General features: G+C 66.0%; 14 protein-coding genes. 8 read left to right on the plus strand and 6 right to left on the minus strand.

Annotation, left to right across the window (positions count from 1 at the left end; translation table 11 throughout):
* Positions 1 to 5 precede the first annotated feature (5 nt).
* The 8 genes from GXY33_02825 to GXY33_02860 all read left to right on the plus strand — a co-directional run bounded on the left by GXY33_02825 (position 6) and on the right by GXY33_02860 (position 10,605).
* Positions 6 to 944 (plus strand): hypothetical protein, encoded by a 939-nt coding sequence (locus GXY33_02825; GenBank protein NLX04059.1) that lies wholly within the window; start codon positions 6 to 8, stop codon positions 942 to 944.
* Positions 945 to 956: 12 nt separating this feature from the next.
* Positions 957 to 4,214, plus strand: a complete 3,258-nt coding sequence (locus GXY33_02830) for a hypothetical protein (GenBank protein NLX04060.1) — start codon at positions 957 to 959, stop codon at positions 4,212 to 4,214.
* Between the two features lie 14 nt (positions 4,215 to 4,228).
* Positions 4,229 to 5,275 carry a hypothetical protein gene (locus tag GXY33_02835; GenBank protein ID NLX04061.1) on the plus strand — a complete coding sequence of 349 codons (1,047 nt, stop codon included), beginning with the start codon at positions 4,229 to 4,231 and terminating at the stop codon, positions 5,273 to 5,275.
* Between the two features lie 123 nt (positions 5,276 to 5,398).
* On the plus strand, positions 5,399 to 5,989 hold the full coding sequence (locus tag GXY33_02840) for a hypothetical protein (protein ID NLX04062.1): 591 nt from the start codon (positions 5,399 to 5,401) through the stop codon (positions 5,987 to 5,989).
* 26 nt (positions 5,990 to 6,015) lie between these two features.
* Positions 6,016 to 7,590 carry a flotillin family protein gene (locus GXY33_02845; protein NLX04063.1) on the plus strand — a complete coding sequence of 525 codons (1,575 nt, stop codon included), beginning with the start codon at positions 6,016 to 6,018 and terminating at the stop codon, positions 7,588 to 7,590.
* 24 nt (positions 7,591 to 7,614) lie between these two features.
* On the plus strand, positions 7,615 to 8,148 hold the full coding sequence (locus tag GXY33_02850; GenBank protein NLX04064.1) for a polymer-forming cytoskeletal protein: 534 nt from the start codon (positions 7,615 to 7,617) through the stop codon (positions 8,146 to 8,148).
* Between the two features lie 156 nt (positions 8,149 to 8,304).
* A complete protein-coding gene (locus tag GXY33_02855; GenBank protein ID NLX04065.1) occupies positions 8,305 to 9,444 on the plus strand; it encodes a hypothetical protein in 1,140 nt (379 codons plus the stop codon).
* An 84-nt stretch (positions 9,445 to 9,528) separates the two neighbouring features.
* A complete protein-coding gene (locus GXY33_02860) occupies positions 9,529 to 10,605 on the plus strand; it encodes a hypothetical protein (protein ID NLX04066.1) in 1,077 nt (358 codons plus the stop codon).
* Positions 10,606 to 10,647: 42 nt separating this feature from the next.
* Here GXY33_02860 and GXY33_02865 read toward each other — a convergent pair whose 3' ends face one another.
* From GXY33_02865 to infB, 6 genes are all read right to left on the minus strand, one after another.
* Positions 10,648 to 14,166 carry a tetratricopeptide repeat protein gene (locus GXY33_02865; GenBank protein ID NLX04067.1) on the minus strand — a complete coding sequence of 1,173 codons (3,519 nt, stop codon included), beginning with the start codon at positions 14,164 to 14,166 and terminating at the stop codon, positions 10,648 to 10,650.
* Positions 14,163 to 15,053, minus strand: coding sequence for an ATP phosphoribosyltransferase (locus tag GXY33_02870; GenBank protein ID NLX04068.1), 891 nt, complete (start codon positions 15,051 to 15,053; stop codon positions 14,163 to 14,165). The genes GXY33_02865 and GXY33_02870 overlap by 4 nt, the downstream gene beginning before the upstream one ends.
* Positions 15,054 to 15,116: 63 nt before the next feature.
* Positions 15,117 to 15,836 (minus strand): hypothetical protein, encoded by a 720-nt coding sequence (locus GXY33_02875; protein ID NLX04069.1) that lies wholly within the window; start codon positions 15,834 to 15,836, stop codon positions 15,117 to 15,119.
* Between the two features lie 14 nt (positions 15,837 to 15,850).
* Positions 15,851 to 16,279, minus strand: a complete 429-nt coding sequence (gene rbfA / locus GXY33_02880) for a 30S ribosome-binding factor RbfA (GenBank protein ID NLX04070.1) — start codon at positions 16,277 to 16,279, stop codon at positions 15,851 to 15,853.
* Between the two features lie 8 nt (positions 16,280 to 16,287).
* Positions 16,288 to 16,578 carry a DUF503 domain-containing protein gene (locus GXY33_02885; GenBank protein NLX04071.1) on the minus strand — a complete coding sequence of 97 codons (291 nt, stop codon included), beginning with the start codon at positions 16,576 to 16,578 and terminating at the stop codon, positions 16,288 to 16,290.
* A gap of 19 nt (positions 16,579 to 16,597) precedes the next feature.
* Positions 16,598 to 19,363: a translation initiation factor IF-2 gene (infB, locus tag GXY33_02890; GenBank protein ID NLX04072.1), complete on the minus strand. Its 2,766-nt coding sequence runs from the start codon at positions 19,361 to 19,363 to the stop codon at positions 16,598 to 16,600.
* Positions 19,364 to 19,380 lie beyond the last annotated feature (17 nt).

A 19,380-nucleotide genomic window follows, 5' to 3' on the forward strand; every position in this document is an offset into this window, starting at 1 on the left:
CCCCAATGACCCGCCGAGAACTCGTCAAAGCCGCCATCGCCCACCATCCGACCCCGCGCGTGCCCTACGTGATTGACCTGTGTCCCGACGCCTGGGAGGCCCTGGCCCCTCTGGCGGACGGCTGCACAGCGGAGGAGTTCATTGACAACGACGTGCGCGACTTTCTTATTCCCTGGTGGAACTGGCACGAGTTGGGGTCCGACTGGTCCGGTCCCGATACGCCCACCAGCCCCGCCAGAGTCATCGGCTACGGCAGTTACGAGCAGTTCGTCGATGAGATCAAACGGGCCGCCGACCAGTGCGACAAGTACTTCCTGGTTCGCATTTATGGCAGTCACTTCGAGAAGGCGTACTTTTCGCGCGGCATCGAGAATTTCCTGGCCGACATGGCGGGCGACCCGCCATTCGCCCGCCGGTTGCTGCAGGGCATCATCGACCGCAACATGGTGATGATCGAGAATATCATCGGCCTGCCCGAGATCGACGGGATCCTGCTCGGAAGCGACTGGGGCTCGCAGATGGGCCTGCTGATGGCGCCGGACGTCTGGCAGGAGATGATCCGGCCGGGCGAACAGCGGGAGTACGACCTGATCCACGCCTGGGGCAAGGACGTCTGGATCCACTCCTGCGGCAACATTGAGCCGATCATTCCGTCGCTGATCGAGATGGGCGTGCAGGTGCTCAACCCCGTTCAGCCGGAGGCCATGGACCTTGCCAGGCTCAAGCGCAGCTACGGCGAGAAGCTGACCTTCTGGGGCGGGATCAGCACGCAGCAGACCCTGCCCTACGGCACGCCCGACCAGGTGCGGGCCGAGGCCCGCGCCGTGCGCGAGCTGATGGCTGAGGGCGGCGGCTACGTCTTCTCACCCGCCCAGTCCATCCAGGGCGACGTGCCCGTGGAGAACATGCTGGCCCTGCTCGAGGTGGCCAGAGAGACCCGTTAAGCGAAACCGCCAATGGATACGCGCTATCAGCCGGTCGATGACGGCTATCGGATCGTCGGCAGCACGAGCATCTTCAATCGCACCCTCTACGGCGGTCACGCGCAGGACGACCTGCCCGAGCGCTATTTCACCTTCGCCGGCGATGCGCCGATGGTCATGGGCGCGATCACCGACTGGCGCAAGCGGCCCGACTGCAGCGACGCCAAGTGCGGGACGTTCATGGCCGGCGTGGCGGCCACGCCGGGAGTCCGCGTGCCGGTCTTTTACTATCAGGGCGAGCGCGACGGCGACCGCTACGGCCAGTGGTTCCACGAATCGCCGGGCACGATCAGCACCTACCGCAACGGCTGGACCGAGCACCAGGTGCGGCCGTTTTTTCAGTGTTTTCCGCGCGTCGAGGCGCTGATCGAGGTCCTGCCGCTCCAGGAGCACGCGGGATTTCTCGTGCGGCTGAAGGTCTCGACCGACCAGCACGTGCACCTGGCGATGGGTTTCGGCGGGGTCACGGATTTCCTGGGCCGCTTGGAGTTTCCGTACGTCAAGGCCCGCTGCTTCGGCCCGAAGGACTGCGAGGGCAATCGCGTGGAGCTTGGCGAAAACCGGGCGCTGATTTGCGGGCCGGACGGCGCGGCCATCGAGTCGCGGATGTGGATTGGGGCGTCGTTTCCCGTCGAGGTCTCGCTGGGCGATCCGAAGCTGGTGGATGAGGGCGTCGGGCCGTTCCTGAGCCCGGACGCCGATCCGGACCCGCGGTCGCCGATGGTCCGCATGAGCTGCCCGCTGATGCCGGGCCAGACGCTCGACGGCTTTGTGGTGGTCCTGCGGAACGTCGAAGAGCAGGTTCTGGATCGCTACCTGTCCAGCAGCGACCCAGCCGTCGAGATCAAGCACGCGATCTGGCGCAAGCATGAGGTCATCAAGATTGAAACGCCCGACCGCATGCTCGACCTGACCGTGCCGTCCGCGGTGGTCGCGCTGGATGCCTGCTGGCATCAGAATACGTTCTGTCACGGGGCCTATGCGTGGCACTGCCCGTACATGGGCTGGCGCAACTGGTACGGCCCGACCGCGATCGGCTGGCACGATCGGGTCGCCGCCGCCATCCGCGCGCACGCCGCCACTCAGGTCCGTCCGGACGAAGTCAATGGTCCGGAGCACGTGGTTCAGACGGAAGGCGACTACAACCACCTCGAGAACAGCCACGGCTACATTCCCGAAATCCCGGACGGCCGGCGCGGCATCTTCTACAACATGCAGGAGGTCTACGTCGATCACGTCCTGCACTACCTGGAGCGCACCGGCGACCTGGCCCTGGCCCGCGAGGTGTTTCCGGTGATCGCCGACGTGCTCGACTGGGAACAGCGGATTCTGGACTCGGACGACGACGGGCTCTACGAGAACAAGCTCAACACGTGGATTTCCGACGCCCATTCGTACAACGGCGCCGGCTGCGCCCAGTCCAGCGCGTACAACTACCGGGCCAACCGCACGATGGCGCTCCTGGCCGAGATGCTCGGGCGCGACGCCGCACCGTTCGCCGCACGCGCCGAGAAGATTTGCGAAGCCGTCTTCGAGAAGCTCTGGCAGGCGGACCGCGGCATCCTCGCCGAGTACGTCGATACGCTCGGCCACCGCCTGGTCCATCCATCGCCCGAACTGGCCACGATCTACCACGCGATCGAGGCGGGCCTGGTCGATCCGTTCCAGGCCCACACCATGCTGCGCTTCACGCACACCGACCTGCGCAACGAGCGGACAGGCCCGCGCGGCGGGCGGCTCGTCTGGTCGTCCAACTGGTATCCGCAGAACTACTCGAGCTGCGGCCTTTACACCGCCGAGAATCTGCACCTGGCCTGGGCGTGCTTCCAAGCCGGTCAGCCGGCCCAGGCGTGGCCGATCCTGGCCGCCGTCGCCGACACCCATTTCATGGGCGACAACCCGGGCATGGCGTGCCATTGCCTCACGCCCAGCGGCTATGCCGACTCGGCCCAGGATTTCACCGAGATCATGAGCCTGCACCTGCGGACGATCGTCGAAGGGCTCTTCGGCCTGCGGTGCGACCTGCTGCGCCGGCGCATCGAGATCGCTCCCGGATTCCCCGACGACTGGAAACACGCCCGGCTGAAGGTTAGGGACGTCGAACTGACCTACCGGCGCCAGGGCCGGACAGAGACGCTGACGGTCCGCTCGGCGCTCGCCGCCCGGCGGATCATCCGCCTGCCGCTGCGGGCGACCGCGCTGGAGTCGGTGCGAATCAACGGATCATCCGTCGAGTACCGGATCGAGCCGGGCATCGGCCGGTCGCTGCTGGTCGTCGAGAGTGACACGACAGAGGAACTCACCCTGACCGTCCGCCACGGCGGCAAGCGTTCGCCGTCGCTGACCTCGCCGCGCCAGGTGACGCGCGGCAACGCCTTGGCCATCAAGGTCGCCCGCGGCCGAGCCACCGAACTGCTCGACCCGACCGGATGCCTGCACGACCAGCGGATCGAGGCGGACGCCGTCAACGCCTCAGCCGCCAGCCGTCCCGGCCATCACACCGCGTTCGTCCGCGTCCAGGCCGACCGATACGACGCGTGGCTGCCCGTCGATTTCGAAATCCTCGACAAGCGCCAAGCCCGCCGAAAATCGCCGATAGGCAGATTCGAGCCGATCGACCTCGCCGACTGTTTCAACGTCGCCCTGGCTGAGATCCACGATCTGGACTATTGCCACCCGCGCCCGGAGACCTTCTCGATCATGACCCGCGGGAACGGCCGGTTCATCTGGGACTGGAACCAGGGCGGCTATCAGAAGGTAGTGATCGACGACTCGACACTCCGCCGGTGCGGCGGAACCTTCACCACCGCCTCCGGCATTCCGTTCCTCACGGCGGCCGACGGACCCAACGCCGCGTGCGTCTCGATCTGGGACAACTTTCCCGAGCAACTGACCGTCCCGCTGTCAGGCAAGGGCACGGAACTGGCGGTGCTGCTGATCGGCGTGACCAACCCGATGCAGGCCCACGTCGAGAACGCCCGCCTCGACGTCCGGTACGCCGACGACGCGGTCGAGCAAGTGTCACTGGTCAACCCGGTCAACTTCGACGACTGGCTCGTGGCTGCGGTCCAGAGGGAAAACGAGACCGTCTACTTCAGCCGCACCAATCACGCCATCGTCCAGCGCATCGCGCTCGATCCGGCCAAGCCGCTGGCGTCGCTGACCGTCCGCGCCGTGGCCAATGAAGTGGTCGTCGGACTCCTGGGACTTGCCATCCGCCGGAAAAAGTGAGAGGATAGACCACCATGAACGGCAACGGCTATTCGGCACTCCCGTACTTCCGCCGGCGATTCGACGCGGTCGCCCGCCGGTCTGCCTTCTCCGCCGGCAGCGCGGACCAGTGCAAGGCCTGGCAGCGGACCCTGCGGCGAAAGCTCAAGCAGCTCACCGGCTACGAAACCATGCAGCCGACCGACCCGCAGCCGCAGATCACCGAACAGATCGAACTCGATGACTGCTTTCGCCAGCACGTCGAGATCCGCACCGAACCCGGCGTGGTCATGACCCTCTACGTACTCGTTCCCAAAACCGGCTCGGCCCCCTGGCCCGCCGTCATCGCCACCCACGGTCACGCCAGCGGCGGCAAAGCCGCCGTCGCCGGCGACCGCACGCATCCGGAGGTCGCCCGCACCATCGACGAGCACAACTACGACTACGGCCGGCAGTTCGTCCGACAGGGCCTGATCGTCTTCTGCCCCGACGCCCGCGGTTTCGGCGAGCGCCAGGAGCCCGCCGTCGCCAACGAAGGCGTCCTGGCCTCTTCATGCCGGCACCTCAACAGCATGGCCTACCCGCTCGGCCAGACCGTCACCGGCATGTGGACCTGGGACCTGCATCGCCTGGTCGATTACATCCGAACCCGGCCGGACTGCCGCGGGACTCGGATCGGCTGCGCCGGCCTTTCCGGTGGCGGGCTTCAGACGCTCTGGGCCGCCGCCCTCGATCCACGGATCGGCTGCGCCGTGGTCAGCGGCTATTTCTACGGCTACAAGCAGTCGTTGCTCGACATGTACCAGTGCTCGTGCAACTACGTGCCGCACCTCTACGAATACGTGGATATGGGCGACATCGCCGCCCTGATCGCCCCGCGCCCGCTGCTGATCGAGACCGGCGACAGCGACCCGCTCAACGGGGCGGGCGGCCTGCGGAACGTCCAGCCGCAGGTGGCCATCGCCCGCAAGGCCTACCGCCTGCTCGGGGCCCAACGCCAGCTCAAACACCACGTTTTCCCCGGCCCCCATCGCTGGTGCGGACAGCAGGCGTTGCCCTGGATGAAGGAACATCTGGCCTGAGCACGGCGAAGCCGAACGCTGGGCCAACGCGAATAAGCGACGTTTCAGGTGAATAATTCGCCATTGGTTTCGTCTAGACCAATGTAACAAGGGTCAGAAACCCTGGCAGTGGAGGATCGGACGATGTTCGATAATCTGTCGGATATGACCGTGCTGGAGAAGATTTACGCCTTTACCGCCCTGATCGGAGGCATCGCCTTCGCCATCCGGCTGGTGATGCAGTTCGTCGGGGCGTTCGGCGACGTCGGCGATCTGGATCTGGATCCCGGCGACGGGGGCTTCGAGGTGCACGACGCCGACACCGACATGAGCTTCAAGCTGTTGTCGATCCAGGGACTTACGGCGTTCTTCCTGATGTTCGGGCTGGTGGGGTTGGCCCTGTTGCGGGCCAGCCACGTCAGCGAGGGATGGTCGCTGGTCGGCGCGGTGATCGCCGGCCTGGGCATGGTCTGGCTGTTGAGCCAGATGTTCAAGCAGGCCAAGAAGTTACAATCCAGCGGGACCATCAATCCCCAGCGGGCGGTCGGCGAGCAGGGGACGGTGTACCTCTCGATCGCCGCCGGCGAGACCGGCAAGGTCCAGATCCGCGTCCAGGGCCGGCTGAGGATCATGAATGCCGTTGCGGAGAATCACGAGCAGATCGCTACCGGCGAGCAGGTCCGCGTCGTGCGGGTCCTGCCCGGCAGTATTTTGGTAGTGGACAAAACCAACTAGTATTCATAAGGAGCAAGACGATGGATATGGGAACCTGGGCCATCATTATTGGCGTCGCCCTGCTTATCCTGTTCTCGATGGGAATGTTCCTGGCCTCGCGCTACAAGCGGTGCCCCTCGGACCGGATTCTGGTGATCTACGGCAAGGTGGGCGGGGCCCAGTCGTCGCGGTGCATCCACGGCGGCGGCACGTTCGTCTGGCCGCTGATCCAGGATTACGCGTACATGAGCCTGACGCCTATGACCATTGGCATTCCGCTCCAGAACGCGCTGTCGATGCAGAACATCCGCATCAACGTGCCGAGCACGTTCACCGTCGGCGTCAGCACCGACGCCGAGACCATGGCCAACGCGGCGGAGCGCCTGTTGCGGCTCGGCTCGCGCGAGATCGAGGACATGGCCAAGGAGATCATCTTCGGCCAGTTGCGTCTGACCGTGGCCTCGCTGACCATCGAGCAGATCAACCAGGACCGCGAGAGTTTCCTGACGTCCATCCGCAAGAACGTCGAACCGGAGCTCAACAAGATCGGGTTGTACCTGATCAACGTCAACATCACCGACATCACCGACAGCTCGGACTATATCGAGAGCATCGGCAAGAAGGCGGCGGCCGAGGCGATCAACCAGGCCAAGATCGACGTGGCCGTGCAGGAGAAGCTCGGCTCGATCGGCGAAGCCGAAGCCGTACGCGAGAAGGAAATCCGGGTGGCGGAGAATCTGGCCCAGGCCGACAAGGGCAAGAAGAAGGCCGACGCGGACCGGCGCGTGTTCGTCCAGCAGCAGGAGACCACCGCCACGATCGGCGAGGCCGAGGCCAACCGGGAAAAGGAAATCCGCGTCGCTGAGAACGTGGCCCAGTCGGAGAAGGGCAAAAAGAAGGCCGAAGCCGACCGCCGCGTGTTCGTCCAGGCCCAGGAGGCCGAGGCGGTCTCGGGCGAGAACAAGGCCAAAGCCGACATCGCCGACGCCGAAGCGCTGCTGGCGGTCAAGCAGGCGGCCGCCCTCCAGCAGGCCGAGGTCGCCAAGCGCGAAGCCCAGGTCGAGATCCAGAAGGCCCAGTACAAAGCCGAGCAGGAACGGTTGACCGCGGAAGAGGTGGTCAAGAAGGAGATCGAAAAGCGCAAGATCGAAATCGCCGCCGAGGCCGAAGCCGAGCGCATCCGCCGCGAGGCCAAGGGTAACGCGGACGCGATTTTGATGAAGTACGAAGCCGAGGCTGAGGGTATCCGCAAGGTGCTCGACAGCAAGGCGGCCGGTTACGAGTCGCTGGTCAGGAGTTGCGACGGCGACGCCCGCGCCGCGGCCACGCTGCTGATGATCGAAAAGATCGAGGAGATCGTCAGCCGTCAGGTCGAAGCGATCAGCAACCTCAAGATCGACAAGATCACCGTCTGGGACGGCGGCGGCAACGGCGACGGGTCGTCAACCTCGAACTTCATCTCGAGCCTGATCCGGAGCCTGCCGCCGCTGCACGACGTGGCCGAGATGGCAGGCGTGGATCTGCCCAAGTTCCTCGGCGAGATGGCCGACCGCACCGCGGCCAAGCCGCACGCCTCGCGCCTGACCGACATCGAGGAAAACCAGGACCGGACCGAGCTGTAGCGGACAACTTGCGGGAGTGACCCGATGAACAACCAGACCATTTCCACCCCAGGCCCGGCCAGGCCTGGCCTTTCGGGTACGATGAAAGTGCTGATCGGCTGCGGCGTCGGCTGCCTGGTGATGATCGTCCTCCTGGTCGTGCTTCTGATCGTCCTCTACAAGGTCGGCATGAGCTACTACAACGAGTGGGTCGACGAGTTCGCCGAGCAGGGCTATCGCCAGGTGATGGGCCAGACCATCGAAGTGACCGATCCGGTGACGGAAAAGACCCTGTTCACCGCGCAGATGGTCAAGCTGATCGCCGACAGCCAGACCGACGTGGCGATCATCGCCCAAGGGGCCGAAGTGCACGGCCGCATCGAGGGCGATCTGCACTTCCGCGGCCAGGCGATCACCATCGAACCGAACGCCGTTATCGAGGGCGACCTCGAGGTGCAGGCCCAGGCGGTGGTCATCCACGGCCGGGTGCTCGGGCAGATCACCGGGTCCTATCAGGCGATCGAGGACAACCGGCCGACCACGGCGACCGCGCCGGCGACGCAGCCGGCATCGCCGTAGCATCCGCCGTTTGACGCGCGAACACCGACAACCGGGGCGGACCCTTCCGCCCCGGTTTCGCATTGGGCCGGTCGGCGAAATATGCTTGCCTCCCGCGGCCCGTCGCCGCAGAATCCCCTGCAATTCCAGCAACCAGGATACAAAGGAACGACCAGCATGAACTTCAAGGAGCGTTTCAACGCGACGATGCACTATCAGCCGGTGGATCGGGTTCCGCTGATGGACTTTGGATTCTGGAACGAAACGATCCCTGAGTGGGAAGCGCAGGGTCTGCCGGCGGAGCTGGCGAAATGGGGCGGCGGCAACCGCTGGGACATCACCAAGTGGATGGGCATGGACGGCGGCTGGAACACCTACGGACCCGTGGGCATGATGCCCGCGATGGAGACGCAGGTCATCGAGGAGACGGCGGAGTACGTGGTCTACCGCGACTCGACCGGCGTGCTGCTCAAGGAGAGCCGGACCTCGCGGAGCATTCCGCTCTACCTCGACTGGCTGCTCAAGGACCGGGCGACGTGGGAAGAGCATTTCAAGTGGCGGTTCGATCCGGACATGCCGGAGCGGCGAAAGGCCATTGCCGAGACGATCGAGGCGGTGGATCGTGATGGAAAGGGTTCCGATCCGCTGTGCCTGAACATCGGCAGTCGTTACGGCTGGATCCGCAACTTCATGGGCGCCGAGAACGTCTCGCTGCTGCTGTACGACGATCCAGCCCTTTTCGAGGAGATGGTGGCGACGATCGGCGATTGCATCTATGCCGTCTGCCGGCGGATACTGGAAGGCGGGGCGAAGTTCGACTTCGCCGGCGGCTGGGAGGACATGTGCTACAACGCCGGCCCGCTGATCTCGCCGACGCACTTCAAGCAGTACCTGGTGCCGCAGTATCAGCGGATCTGCGACCTGTGCCGCTCGCACGGGATCGACGTGATCTGGACCGACTGCGACGGCAAGATCGACGACCTGATTCCGCTGTGGCTGGGGGCCGGGCTCAACTGCATGTTCCCGCTGGAGATCGGCACGTGGGGCGCCGATCCGATCAAGTACCGCCGGCAGTACGGCAAGGAACTGCTCATCATCGGCGGATTCGATAAGCACATCCTGGCCCAGGGCCCGCGCCAGATCGAAGCCGAAATCGTCCGCCTCAAGCCACTCGTCGATGAGGGCGGCTACATCCCGCTGTGCGACCACCGCGTGCCGCCGGACGTGAGCCTGGCCAACTACCTGCACTACGTCCGCGAGGCCAAGGAAATCTGGTGCGCCAACCGCAACGTCGGTCCGACGCCGAACGTCGCCTGAGCCGGCGCGCCGTGTCCGCAAAAACGGCAGCGGCCAGTCGGACGACACGGCGGAAGCTGCCGCACGTAAAATGGAGAGACAACGATGGTGATGTTGGTGTCCGGCCTCGCGCTCGCGATCGGGTCCGTGGGAGTCTTCCTCTGCGTCGACGGGTCGGCGGGTGGCGCACCCACCACCCGTCCAGCCGATCGGTTTCTGCACGACTTTGCCAGCAACGACGGGAAACACCCAAACGGTTTGGACGACCGGGCGGACGATACCGCTGCGATGCGCAAAGCTTTGTCCGCCGGTCCGGGCGTCGTTCGCATCGGTCCGGGCTTTTACCGGTTCGGTGAGGTGACGGTTCCGGAAGGGGTCACGGTGCAGGGATCGGGGCCGGGAACCGTGGTACGAGGCGGCGGATTCAAACAGATCTTCCGGCAAGAGAAGGTCGCCCACTGGGCCATTCGCGATCTTGTCCTCGACGGCGAAGCCCCCGGCAACTGGAAGGGGCGAAAGGATGAGGGGCGGTCGGGCATTCTGTGCGAAGGGTGCTCGCATTTCGAGATCGTGGGCGTGACGGTTCGCAATGTCAACGGGGCGGGAATCCAACTGCTCCGGATCGGCGGAGCGGGCGAGGGTTGGGGCAGCGGTTCGAACCTGCATCGGATCACCGCCGTCGGGAACTACGCCGGGGTCCGGTTCGACTTTCGGGCGGAGTACATCAACGCATCCCAGTTAAGCTGCCAGAACAACGTCGTCGGGTGCATCGTGCATGCCGGAAACGCCAAGATCACCTGCTCGAATTTCACGAGCAACCTCGACGGACTCGTCATTGAGGACAAGGAGAACGGCTCGCACGGGGTGATTGCCGATTGCCTGGTCAACCACAACGACCGCTACGCCCTGCTTGGGCGGGGAATTCGGAATGGGATGGTCGTCAGCAACTGCTGTTTCTTCTGCGGGACAATCCGCTTGGAGGATTGCGTCGGCGTCGGCATCACGTCGGGAATCATCAACGCAGCCATGGAGATCACAGGAACCGGCACCAACCGCATCGCGGGAAACTACATCATCCCAGCCGAACTCGGCTTCGAATTCTCTCCCGCCACCCTCGTGCGGGACAACTTCACCGACCAAGGGCCGTGGGATCGGAACACGATGACCGAACGGGGAGACTGACGCAATCCGTCGGTGGCACGGGTCGCGACTCGCTTTACAGGCTCACTGGGCGGTCTGCGTGGTCGGGGCTGAGGTGGTGGTTGGGGCTGTGGCCGGTATCGTCGCGGGGAGAGTCGTGGTGATCGGCGGGCGGGTGTACTCGAGCTTTTCGCGGACCCGCTCGATGAACTGCGGCTCCAGGTCGATCTCGTCGTAGTCGGCGGCGGTTTCGAGGGCCTGCCGCCAGAAGTGGAGGGCCTCCTCGGTTTTGCCTCTTGCGGCCAGGATGTCGGCCAGATGCTCGACGATCACCGGGTCCGCGTCGAGATGCCGCAGCGAGTCGGCGCCGCCGATGTAGCCCAGCAGCACGGTCATCGGCTGCTTCATTTTGGCCAGCGCCATCCGCGCCGCCTGCTCGGCCTGTTCCAGATCGCCCTTTCGGTACAGCGCCCAAGCCAAACTATCGAGATACGCGTAGCTGCCCGGCTCGCCCGCCAGGGCCTGGCGGATCAACTCCTCGCCACGGTCCAGGTCGCGGCCGGCGTCCACCAGCGTATAGCCCAGCGAGTTGTTCGCCCACGGCGTATCGGGCTCAGCCGCGATGATTCCTTCCAGCAGTTCGATCGCCTTATCCGTCTCGCGCGAGGCGAAGTAGACCCGCACCAACATCTGCTGCCACTCCCGCTGGGCCTCGGTCGCCTTGAGCTGATCCAGCACGAACCGCTCGGCCCGGTCGAACTGCCCAGCCAGCAGCAACACCCGCACCAGGCGGAACTGGAAATCCATCCGGTGCGGCGACTCCTCGGGATACTCCGAAAGGTGCTCGAGGATGAAAAGCTCAGCCTCCTCGAAACGCTCGGCCTCCTGCAGCACGTAGACCAGGCTCAGAGCCCGGGCGAAACGCTCCAGCCCGCCCGACGAATTCCATCGCGCCCGCGCCAAGTTCGCCGCCTTCTCAAACTCTTCCGCCGTGACGTACACCGGGAGCTTGAGCCCGGTGATCAGTTCGCGTTCCTGCGGGTCGGTGCTCTGGTCGAGCCATCCGTCGATGCGGGCCAGCGCCTCCGCCAACCTGCCGCTGCGAACCAGCGCGGCGATCAGCCCGGTCCGCCACTGCCGCTGATTGCCCGGATCGTCGGCCAAGAGGGCCTCGAACTGCTCGATCGCCTCCGGATAGCGATTCTCGGTCAGGTACGCCGCCGCCAGCAGCCGGCGCAGCGCCTGCCGCGTGCCGGCCTCCGATCCGTCCATCCAGCCGCGGATCAGGGCCGCCGCCCCGTCCAAATCGTTCTGCCCGAGCTTGGCCGTGACGATCTGCTCCTGGACGCCCAGCCGCTGCTGGTCGTCCTCTTCCTGCGCCAATTGCTCCATCAGGATCGCGATCGCCCGATCGAAATCCAGCGTCTCCAGGTATATCCCGGCCAACGCGGTGCGGAACGCCGTCCGGCTCGGCCAGTCGCTCAGCAGTTGCATCCACGTCCGCTCCGACTCGGCGTACTCCATCAGCCGCCGCTGGGCCAGCGCCTTGGTCCAGAGAATCCGCTGATAGTCCCGCGGCATCAGCGCCGTCGACGGGCCCGTCAGCTCGTCCGCGATCCGGATCGCCTCGCGGTAGTCGCCGTTCTGGTACGTCAGGTCCGCCAGCTCGATCCGGGCCAGGCCCGGACGTCCCGTCTTGCCGATCAACTCGCCCAACGCCGTCCGGTAGGCCTGCGCGTCCTCGTTGCGGCGGTACTCGAGCTTGGCCCGCAGCAGTTGACAGTACCCGTCGTCGCCGAACCGCTGACGGTACTGGTCGAGGATCTGCTCAGCCGTGTCCAGATCGTTGCTCTGGAGCATGATCTGGACCAGCTCAGCCAGCGAATCCCGACCCAGGAACTTGCCCTCCAGCGCGTTCTTGAAGATCGCCACCGCCGGCGTCGCCTGTCCACGCTTGATGTACAGCTCCGCCAGCGCCAATGCGATCTGGTCCGAGCGCGGGCTCAACTCCACCGCCTGCTCCAGCGCCTCCTGCGCCTCAGCCATCCGGTCGAGCTCCGCCAACGCCACGCCGCGAATGTACAGCAGCCCAGCCGTCGCCTCGTTGGCCTCCAAAGCCCGGTCGATCAACTCCGCCGCCTCGCGCCACCGCCGGTCCAGCAGCAGCATCTGACCGTGGGCCAGGTAGCCGGGCACAAACCGCGGAGCGAGACTCCACGATCGGCGATACAACTCCGCCGCCTTCAGCCGCCGCCCCTGAACCTGGGCCACGATCCCCCGCAAATACGTCCGCGCGTATTCACGATCCGGATCGACTTCAAGCCGGTCCACCGCCTCCGCCAGCGGCTCGATCTCCGACGGCGCCAGCCACTCGGTCAGCGCGCCGGGCCCCGTCCCGCCGTACCCGCCCGCCGCCAGCGCCGCCACCAGCAGTTCGGCGCAGCGGTCAAGCTGGTTCAACTCGCGATAGCACCGCACCGCCAGGCGCAGCACCGTGCTGTCGCTGGGATCCACCGCGATCAGCTTTTCCAACAATCCCGCCGCCTGCGTCCACATCCCGCCCTCGATCATCTGCCGGGCCAGGCTGAGCCCCACGTGCAGATTCTCCGGCGTGGCCTGGTAGACCTTCATCAGATGATCGCTCCAGCCGCCGTCCGGATACAGCTCGCGGTAGAGGCCGACGATGTTCTCGTCGATCACCTGCTCGGTCGCCAGCTCGTCCAGCCGCCGCCGCGCCTCGTCGATCCGGCCCGCCTGCTGCTCGCAGCGGACCAGCCCGATCTGCGCCCGCGACCGCACCGCCGGAAACCGCAGCGCCTTCTCATAAAACTCCCGCGCCTCATCCGGCTGATCGAGCCGGCAGAGAAACTCCGCCACCAGCAGGTGCAGGCTCGGACGGTACAGAAGGTGAAGCTGCCGCAGACGCGGATCCTCCGGCGGCGAACTGTCGAAATCCTCCAGATAGACCAGCAGCGGCTCGTAGATCTCCACCGCCGCCCGCGGATAGTTCCGGCTCGCCAGCGCCTGGCCCAGCAGGAACCGCGCCATCAGCGCGTTGGTCGAACGCGCCTCACCGCTCGCCTGGGCCCAGACCACCGCCTGGTACAGATGCCGCGCTGCGGGCAGAAACTCGTTGTCCCGAAGCAGCATGCTGCCGATCACGAAATGACCCAGCACGTCCCGCGGATCGAGCTGCAGCAGAATCTCAGCCTGTTCGCGGGCCAGCGTGTGCTGCCCCTGCTCCAGGTACGTCTCGGTCAACAGCCGACGCGCGGGAAGGTGGTTGGCGCTGAGCTCCAGCGCCCGGTTCAGGTGCTCGACCGCCTCCTCGAACTCCCGGCCGACCAGCGCCCGGCGGGCCTCCATGTAGGCCAGCGTCGCCTCGCCGTCCATCGGCCCGGCGCCCGCCGGCTGCGTCGCCGCCGCCGCGACCGGCGAACCCAACAACTCCTCGACCGAGATCGTCTCCGATCCCGGCCCGTCCGGCGCCGCCGACGGCTGCGTGCTCATCGGCTTCATCTGGCAGCCCGCCGCGGCGACCAGCGTCACGCAGGCCGCCGCCAGCACCCCGAACCTCGGCAGACGCACCCGGTGGATGGTCACGGAATCACCTTGTTCAGCGGATAGGTTATGATGCCGCTCGCCCCCGCCTCCTTCAGCTTCGGCACCAGGTCTCGCTCCGTTCGTTCCTCAAGAATCACCTCGATCGCCGACCAGCCCTTCTCCGCCAGCGAGCTGATCGTCGGCGACTTCTCCGCCGGCAGCAGCGCCAGCACCCGCTCCAGCGACTCCTGCGGCACGTTCATCTTCAGCCCCACCTTCTCCGACGCGTCGATCGCGCCCTTGACCAGCAGGGCCACCGCCTCGATCTTCCTGCGCTTCCACGGATCGTTCCACGCGCTGCGGTTCGCGATCATCCGCGTGGTCGACTGGAGCAGTTCGGCCACGATCCGCAGGTTGTTGGCCCGCAGGCTCGAACCGGTCTCCGTCACGTCCACGATCCCGTCCAGCAGCCGGGCCTTGACCTCCGTCGCGCCCCACGAAAACTCCACCCGCACGTTCACCCCGCGGTCCGCGAAGTACTTGCGCGTCGTGTTCACCAGCTCCGTGGCGATGATCCCGCCGGCCAGATCCTCGACCCGCGTGACCTCCGACTCCAGCGGCACCGCCAGCACCCACCGCACCGGACGCCGCGTCGCCTTCGAATACTCCAGCTCGCAGACCTCCACCACGTTCGAGCCGTTCTCGCAGATCCAGTCGTAGCCCGTGATCCCCACGTCCACCACGCCGTCCTCGACATACCGCGACATCTCCTGGGCGCGGAACATGATGCACTCGAGCTCCGGATCGTCCACGCTCGGAAAGTAGCTCCGCGAGCCGGTCGAAATGTTAAACCCGGCCCGGCGGAACAGGTCGAACGTCGAGTCCTGCAGGCTGCCCTTGGGCAGGCCGATCTTCACCTTCTTCGATTCATCTACCTTGCCGTCCATCGTCGTTGTCTGACCCTCCAGCATGCGTGTTCGCCTGGCATTCAAACCGCCCTCGTCGCGCCGTCACTTGCGGCTTCGCGGGGCGGTCGTTTTCTTCCTGGCCGTCGCGGCCGTCTTCGCCGTCTTGCTCTTGGCGGCCGTCTTCTTGACCGCTTTGGCCTTCGGTTTGGCCGGCGGCGCGGCGCTCTCCGACGCCGCCTTCACCAGCAGATAGAACTCGCGGACTTCCGCCGCCTTGAGCTGCCGCTCCACGTAGTGCTGGGCCTCGGCCGCCGCCACCTCCTCCGGCAGCACCTCCGCCACCTTCAGATAGTCCAGCATCTGCTGATCCACCGGAAACACCGGCACGCCGAAACTCAGCAGCAGCATCGCCTTGCGGGCGTGGTCCGGGCACTCCGGAATCGTCTCGAACGTCGCCAGCAGGGCCGACTGCTGCTGCTCCCGCAGGCCGCTTAAGTCCATCGTGTCGAACTTGTTGAACAGCCAGCTCAACGAGCCGACGATCGCCTGCGCCTTCTCCGGCGCACCCTTGACGTTCGGCTCGAGCAGGTCGGCCAGTTCGGCCGCCGGCGTCACCCGCAGCTCGTTGAAGTCGATCATCTCCTCCAGCAGGCCGTGCAGGGCGCCGCGGGCCCGGCGCGTGTTGGCGTCGGTGGCCAGAATGCTCAGGATCAACTGCTCCGCCGGGTCCGTCAGACCCTCATCCGGCACAGCGCCCGACTCCCGTCGCAACCGGTTGAACAACGTCCGCATCCGCTTGGCGAATTGACTGGGGATTCTCATCGCGCCGTTCCCGTTTACCTGGATTCCTGGGGGTTGGCCTCCGGGTCCTCCGGAGGCGGCTGGTCGGGAAACTCCTCCTGCTCCTGACGGTCCGCAAGCTCGGCCATTGTCTTGTCGATCAACTGAATCGTCTCGAATCCCTTCTTGAGCGACTGGTCCAGGTGAAACCGCGCGGTCGGACACGTCCGCGTCCGAAGCTTCCGCGCCACCAGCGACTGCAGATGCCCGTGCGCACGGTCCACCGCCTTCATGTAGGCCTTCTGCTGACCCTCAGTTCCCATCACGGATATGTAGACATCGGCGTACGACAGATCCGGCGACAGCTCCACCCGCGTCACGCTCGCCAACCGCTCCAACCGAGGGTCCGACAGCTTGTTCTGCAACGCGTCGCTCACCACGAGCCGGATCTGCGAGGCCAATCGCTTCAGCCCGATGCTCGACATTCGCTCACCTATATCAGATCTATCTGGTAGTCCACCAGCGACGCGCCGCGAAAGCCGCGCAGCCGCTCCACCACCCGGTCCAGGCTCGACCGCACAAACTCGCCGTCGTTGCCCACCAGGCTCACGCCCAGCACCGCCTTGCGGTGCCGGTCCAGCGCGTCGATCTCCGCGATCGAGACGTTGAAGTCGTGGGCGATCCGGTCCTTGATCGACTTGACCACCCGACGCTTGTCCTTCAGCGTCATCGCGTCGTGCACGATCAACTCCACCTGCAATACGCCGACGACCAGGCTCGGCACGGCCGTCTCCTTGTTCGTCCTAGCTCGAACCGGCCGACTGCAGCTTCCGCGCCACCTCGACCATCTCGTACGCCTCGATCACGTCGCCTTCCTTCAGGTCGTCGAACCCGGCGATCTTCATGCCGCACTCGAGGCCCTGACGCACCTCGCGAACGTCGTCCTTGAAGCGCTTCAGCGACTCGAGACTCGCGTCCTCCCGCACGATCACGTTCTGGCGAATCACGCGGATCTTCGCCGACCGCTCGATCTGGCCGTCGTTGACCAGACAGCCCGCGATCGTGCCCACCCGCGACACCTTGAACACTTCCTTGATCGTCGCCCGGCCCTTGACCGTCTGCTGGTACGTCGGCTCCAGCAGGCCCTCGATCGCCTGCGAGATCTCCTCGATCAGGTGGTAGATCACCGTGTACGTCTTGATCTGAACGTCCAGCTCGTGCGCCTTGCCCCGCGCCGCGTCGTCGGCCACCACGCCGAAACCGATCACGATCGCCTCCGACGCCTCGGCCAGCAGCACGTCGCCCTCGGTGATCCCGCCGGTGCCCACGTGCAGGATCCGCACGTGCACCTCGTCGGTGCTCAGCTCCTCCAGCTTGGTCCGCAGCACGTCCACCGAACCCTGGGCGTCCGCCCGCACGATGATGTTGAGCTGCTTGACCTGGCCCGCCTCGACCTGCTGGAAGATGTTCTCCAGCGTCACCTTCGGACGGGTCATCCACGTGTTCTGCTGATCCTCCTGGCGCTTCTCCTCGGCGATCCCCTTGGCCGTCTGCAGGTCCGCCACGCCGTAGAAGTGCTCGCCGGCGTCCGGCACCTCGTCCAGGCCCAGAATCTCGACCGGAGTGGCCGGACCCGCCGACTGGATCGACTTGCCCAGGTCGTTGAAGATCGCCCGCACCCGGCCGAAGCCGCGGCCCGCCGCGATCACGTCGCCGACCTTCAGCGTCCCTTCCCGGATCATCACGTCGGCCACCGGGCCGCGGGTCAGGTCCTGACGCGCCTCGATCACCACGCCCGCCGCCGGCCCGTCCGGATCCGCCTTCAGGTCCAGCAGCTCCGATAGCGTATAGAGGTGCTCGATCAGGGAGTCCATCCCTTCGCCGGTCACCGCGCTGGTCTTGATCACGTCCGTCTCGCCGCCCCATTCCGACGGGGCCAACTGGTGCTCGGCGAGCTGCCCGTAGATCCGGTTGAAGTCCGCGTTCGGCAGGTCCACCTTGTTCAGCGCCACCACGATCGGCACCTCGGCCGCCTTCGCGTGGCTGATCGCCTCGACCGTCTGCGGCATCACCCCGTCATCCGCCGCCACCACCAGCACCACGATGTCCGTCATCTGCGCCCCGCGGGCCCGCAGCGCCGTAAACGCCTCGTGGCCCGGGGTGTCCAGGAACACCACCGCCCGACCGTCGTGCTCGTAACGGTACGCGCCGATGTGCTGCGTGATCCCGCCCGCTTCGCCCTGGGCCACCCGCGCGTGACGCAGACGGTCCAGCAGCGACGTTTTGCCGTGGTCCACGTGGCCCAGGAACGTCACGATCGGAGGACGCGGCTTCACATTCGTCCGCTCCCGCTGCTCGAACTGATAGACCAGCTCCTCGTAGCGGCTCTTCTGACGCACCACCTCGACCTCCAGCTCGAAGGCCAGGGCCAGCATCTCCGCCTGCTCGCCCGTGATCGCCTGGTTGATCGTCGCCGGAAGGCCCAGCTCCATGAGCTTGGGGAACAGCCGGTTGAACGGAAGACCCGTCGCCGCGCAGAAATCTTTCAGAATCATCGGATCGGTTACCTGAATCTTGGTCGGTTTCGCTTCCCGCTGACGGCCGCCCACCTTGCGGGTCTCGGTCTTGCGGACCATCTGCGGATGATCCGCAGCCGCCGCCAGACGCTGGCTCCGCTCCAGCAGGTCCTTGTCCCGCCACTCGCGAATCTGCTCGACCGCGTCGCCAACCCGACCGCGGCGAGGATGGAAACGGCTCTTGGCCTTTTTCTTGGCCGCCTCGTCTTCCGCCGGCGCCTCGCCCGCCCGGCCCGGCCGACGCGGCCCGCGGCCCGTGCTCGGCAGCGACGTCTCGACCGGACCGCCCGACGACGACGGGGGCCGCGGCGGACCTTGACGTGCCGGACCCGGACGGCGAACCACCTCCGGCTTGTCCATCCGAACCACCCGCGGGCCCTGCAGCACCGCCGGCGCCGGAACGTGCGCCTGACCGACCGGCTTGACCGGCTCGCGCGGCTTCTCGGGCTCGGCCTCCGCCACCGGCGCCGCTTCCGCCGGCGCCTCCGCTTCAACCGCCTCAGCCGACGCCTCGATCGGTTCCGCTTCCGCTGCGGGTGCTTCCTCCGCCGGCGCCGCCTCCGCTTCGACTTCGACCGCCGCCTCCGGATCGGCCGGCGCCTCGGCTTCCGCCGCCTCCGTCGGCGCCGCCTCGACCTCCGCCGCCGGAGCTTCTTCCGCCGCCGACGCCTCGACCGTCACCGCGTCCGATTCCTCGAACACGTCGGCTTCCGGCTCCTCGCCGGCTTCGGCCGATTCGTCTTCCGGCGATTCCGGTTTCTTCTTGCGGCGACGGGGCTTTTCCTTCACCTTCTCCAGGTCCACCCGGTCCGCCGTCTCCTGCGTGGTCGCGTGATCGCCTTCGCTGAACCATTCGCGAATGGTCGCCTCGAGCCCAGCCGACAGGATGGACATGTGATTCTTGATGTCCAGCCCTTCGGCCTGGCACTTGTCCAGGATCGCTTTGCTCTTGACGCTCAGCTCTTTCGCTAACGTATGTACCCTGATAGCCAACAGGCACCTCCACAAGG

Source organism: Phycisphaerae bacterium (genome assembly GCA_012729815.1).
Lineage (GTDB): Bacteria > Planctomycetota > Phycisphaerae > JAAYCJ01 > JAAYCJ01 > JAAYCJ01.

Bases quoted from the DNA above. Each gene is read 5' to 3' on its own strand.
- GXY33_02825 (NLX04059.1), top strand. From the start codon at position 6: ATGACCCGCCGAGAACTCGTCAAAGCCGCCATCGCCCACCATCCGACC.
- GXY33_02830 (NLX04060.1), top strand. From the start codon at position 957: ATGGATACGCGCTATCAGCCGGTCGATGACGGCTATCGGATCGTCGGC.
- GXY33_02835 (NLX04061.1), top strand. From the start codon at position 4,229: ATGAACGGCAACGGCTATTCGGCACTCCCGTACTTCCGCCGGCGATTC.
- GXY33_02840 (NLX04062.1), top strand. From the start codon at position 5,399: ATGTTCGATAATCTGTCGGATATGACCGTGCTGGAGAAGATTTACGCC.
- GXY33_02845 (NLX04063.1), top strand. From the start codon at position 6,016: ATGGGAACCTGGGCCATCATTATTGGCGTCGCCCTGCTTATCCTGTTC.
- GXY33_02850 (NLX04064.1), top strand. From the start codon at position 7,615: ATGAACAACCAGACCATTTCCACCCCAGGCCCGGCCAGGCCTGGCCTT.
- GXY33_02855 (NLX04065.1), top strand. From the start codon at position 8,305: ATGAACTTCAAGGAGCGTTTCAACGCGACGATGCACTATCAGCCGGTG.
- GXY33_02860 (NLX04066.1), top strand. From the start codon at position 9,529: ATGGTGATGTTGGTGTCCGGCCTCGCGCTCGCGATCGGGTCCGTGGGA.
- GXY33_02870 (NLX04068.1), bottom strand. From the start codon at position 15,053: ATGGACGGCAAGGTAGATGAATCGAAGAAGGTGAAGATCGGCCTGCCC.
- GXY33_02875 (NLX04069.1), bottom strand. From the start codon at position 15,836: ATGAGAATCCCCAGTCAATTCGCCAAGCGGATGCGGACGTTGTTCAAC.
- rbfA (NLX04070.1), bottom strand. From the start codon at position 16,279: ATGTCGAGCATCGGGCTGAAGCGATTGGCCTCGCAGATCCGGCTCGTG.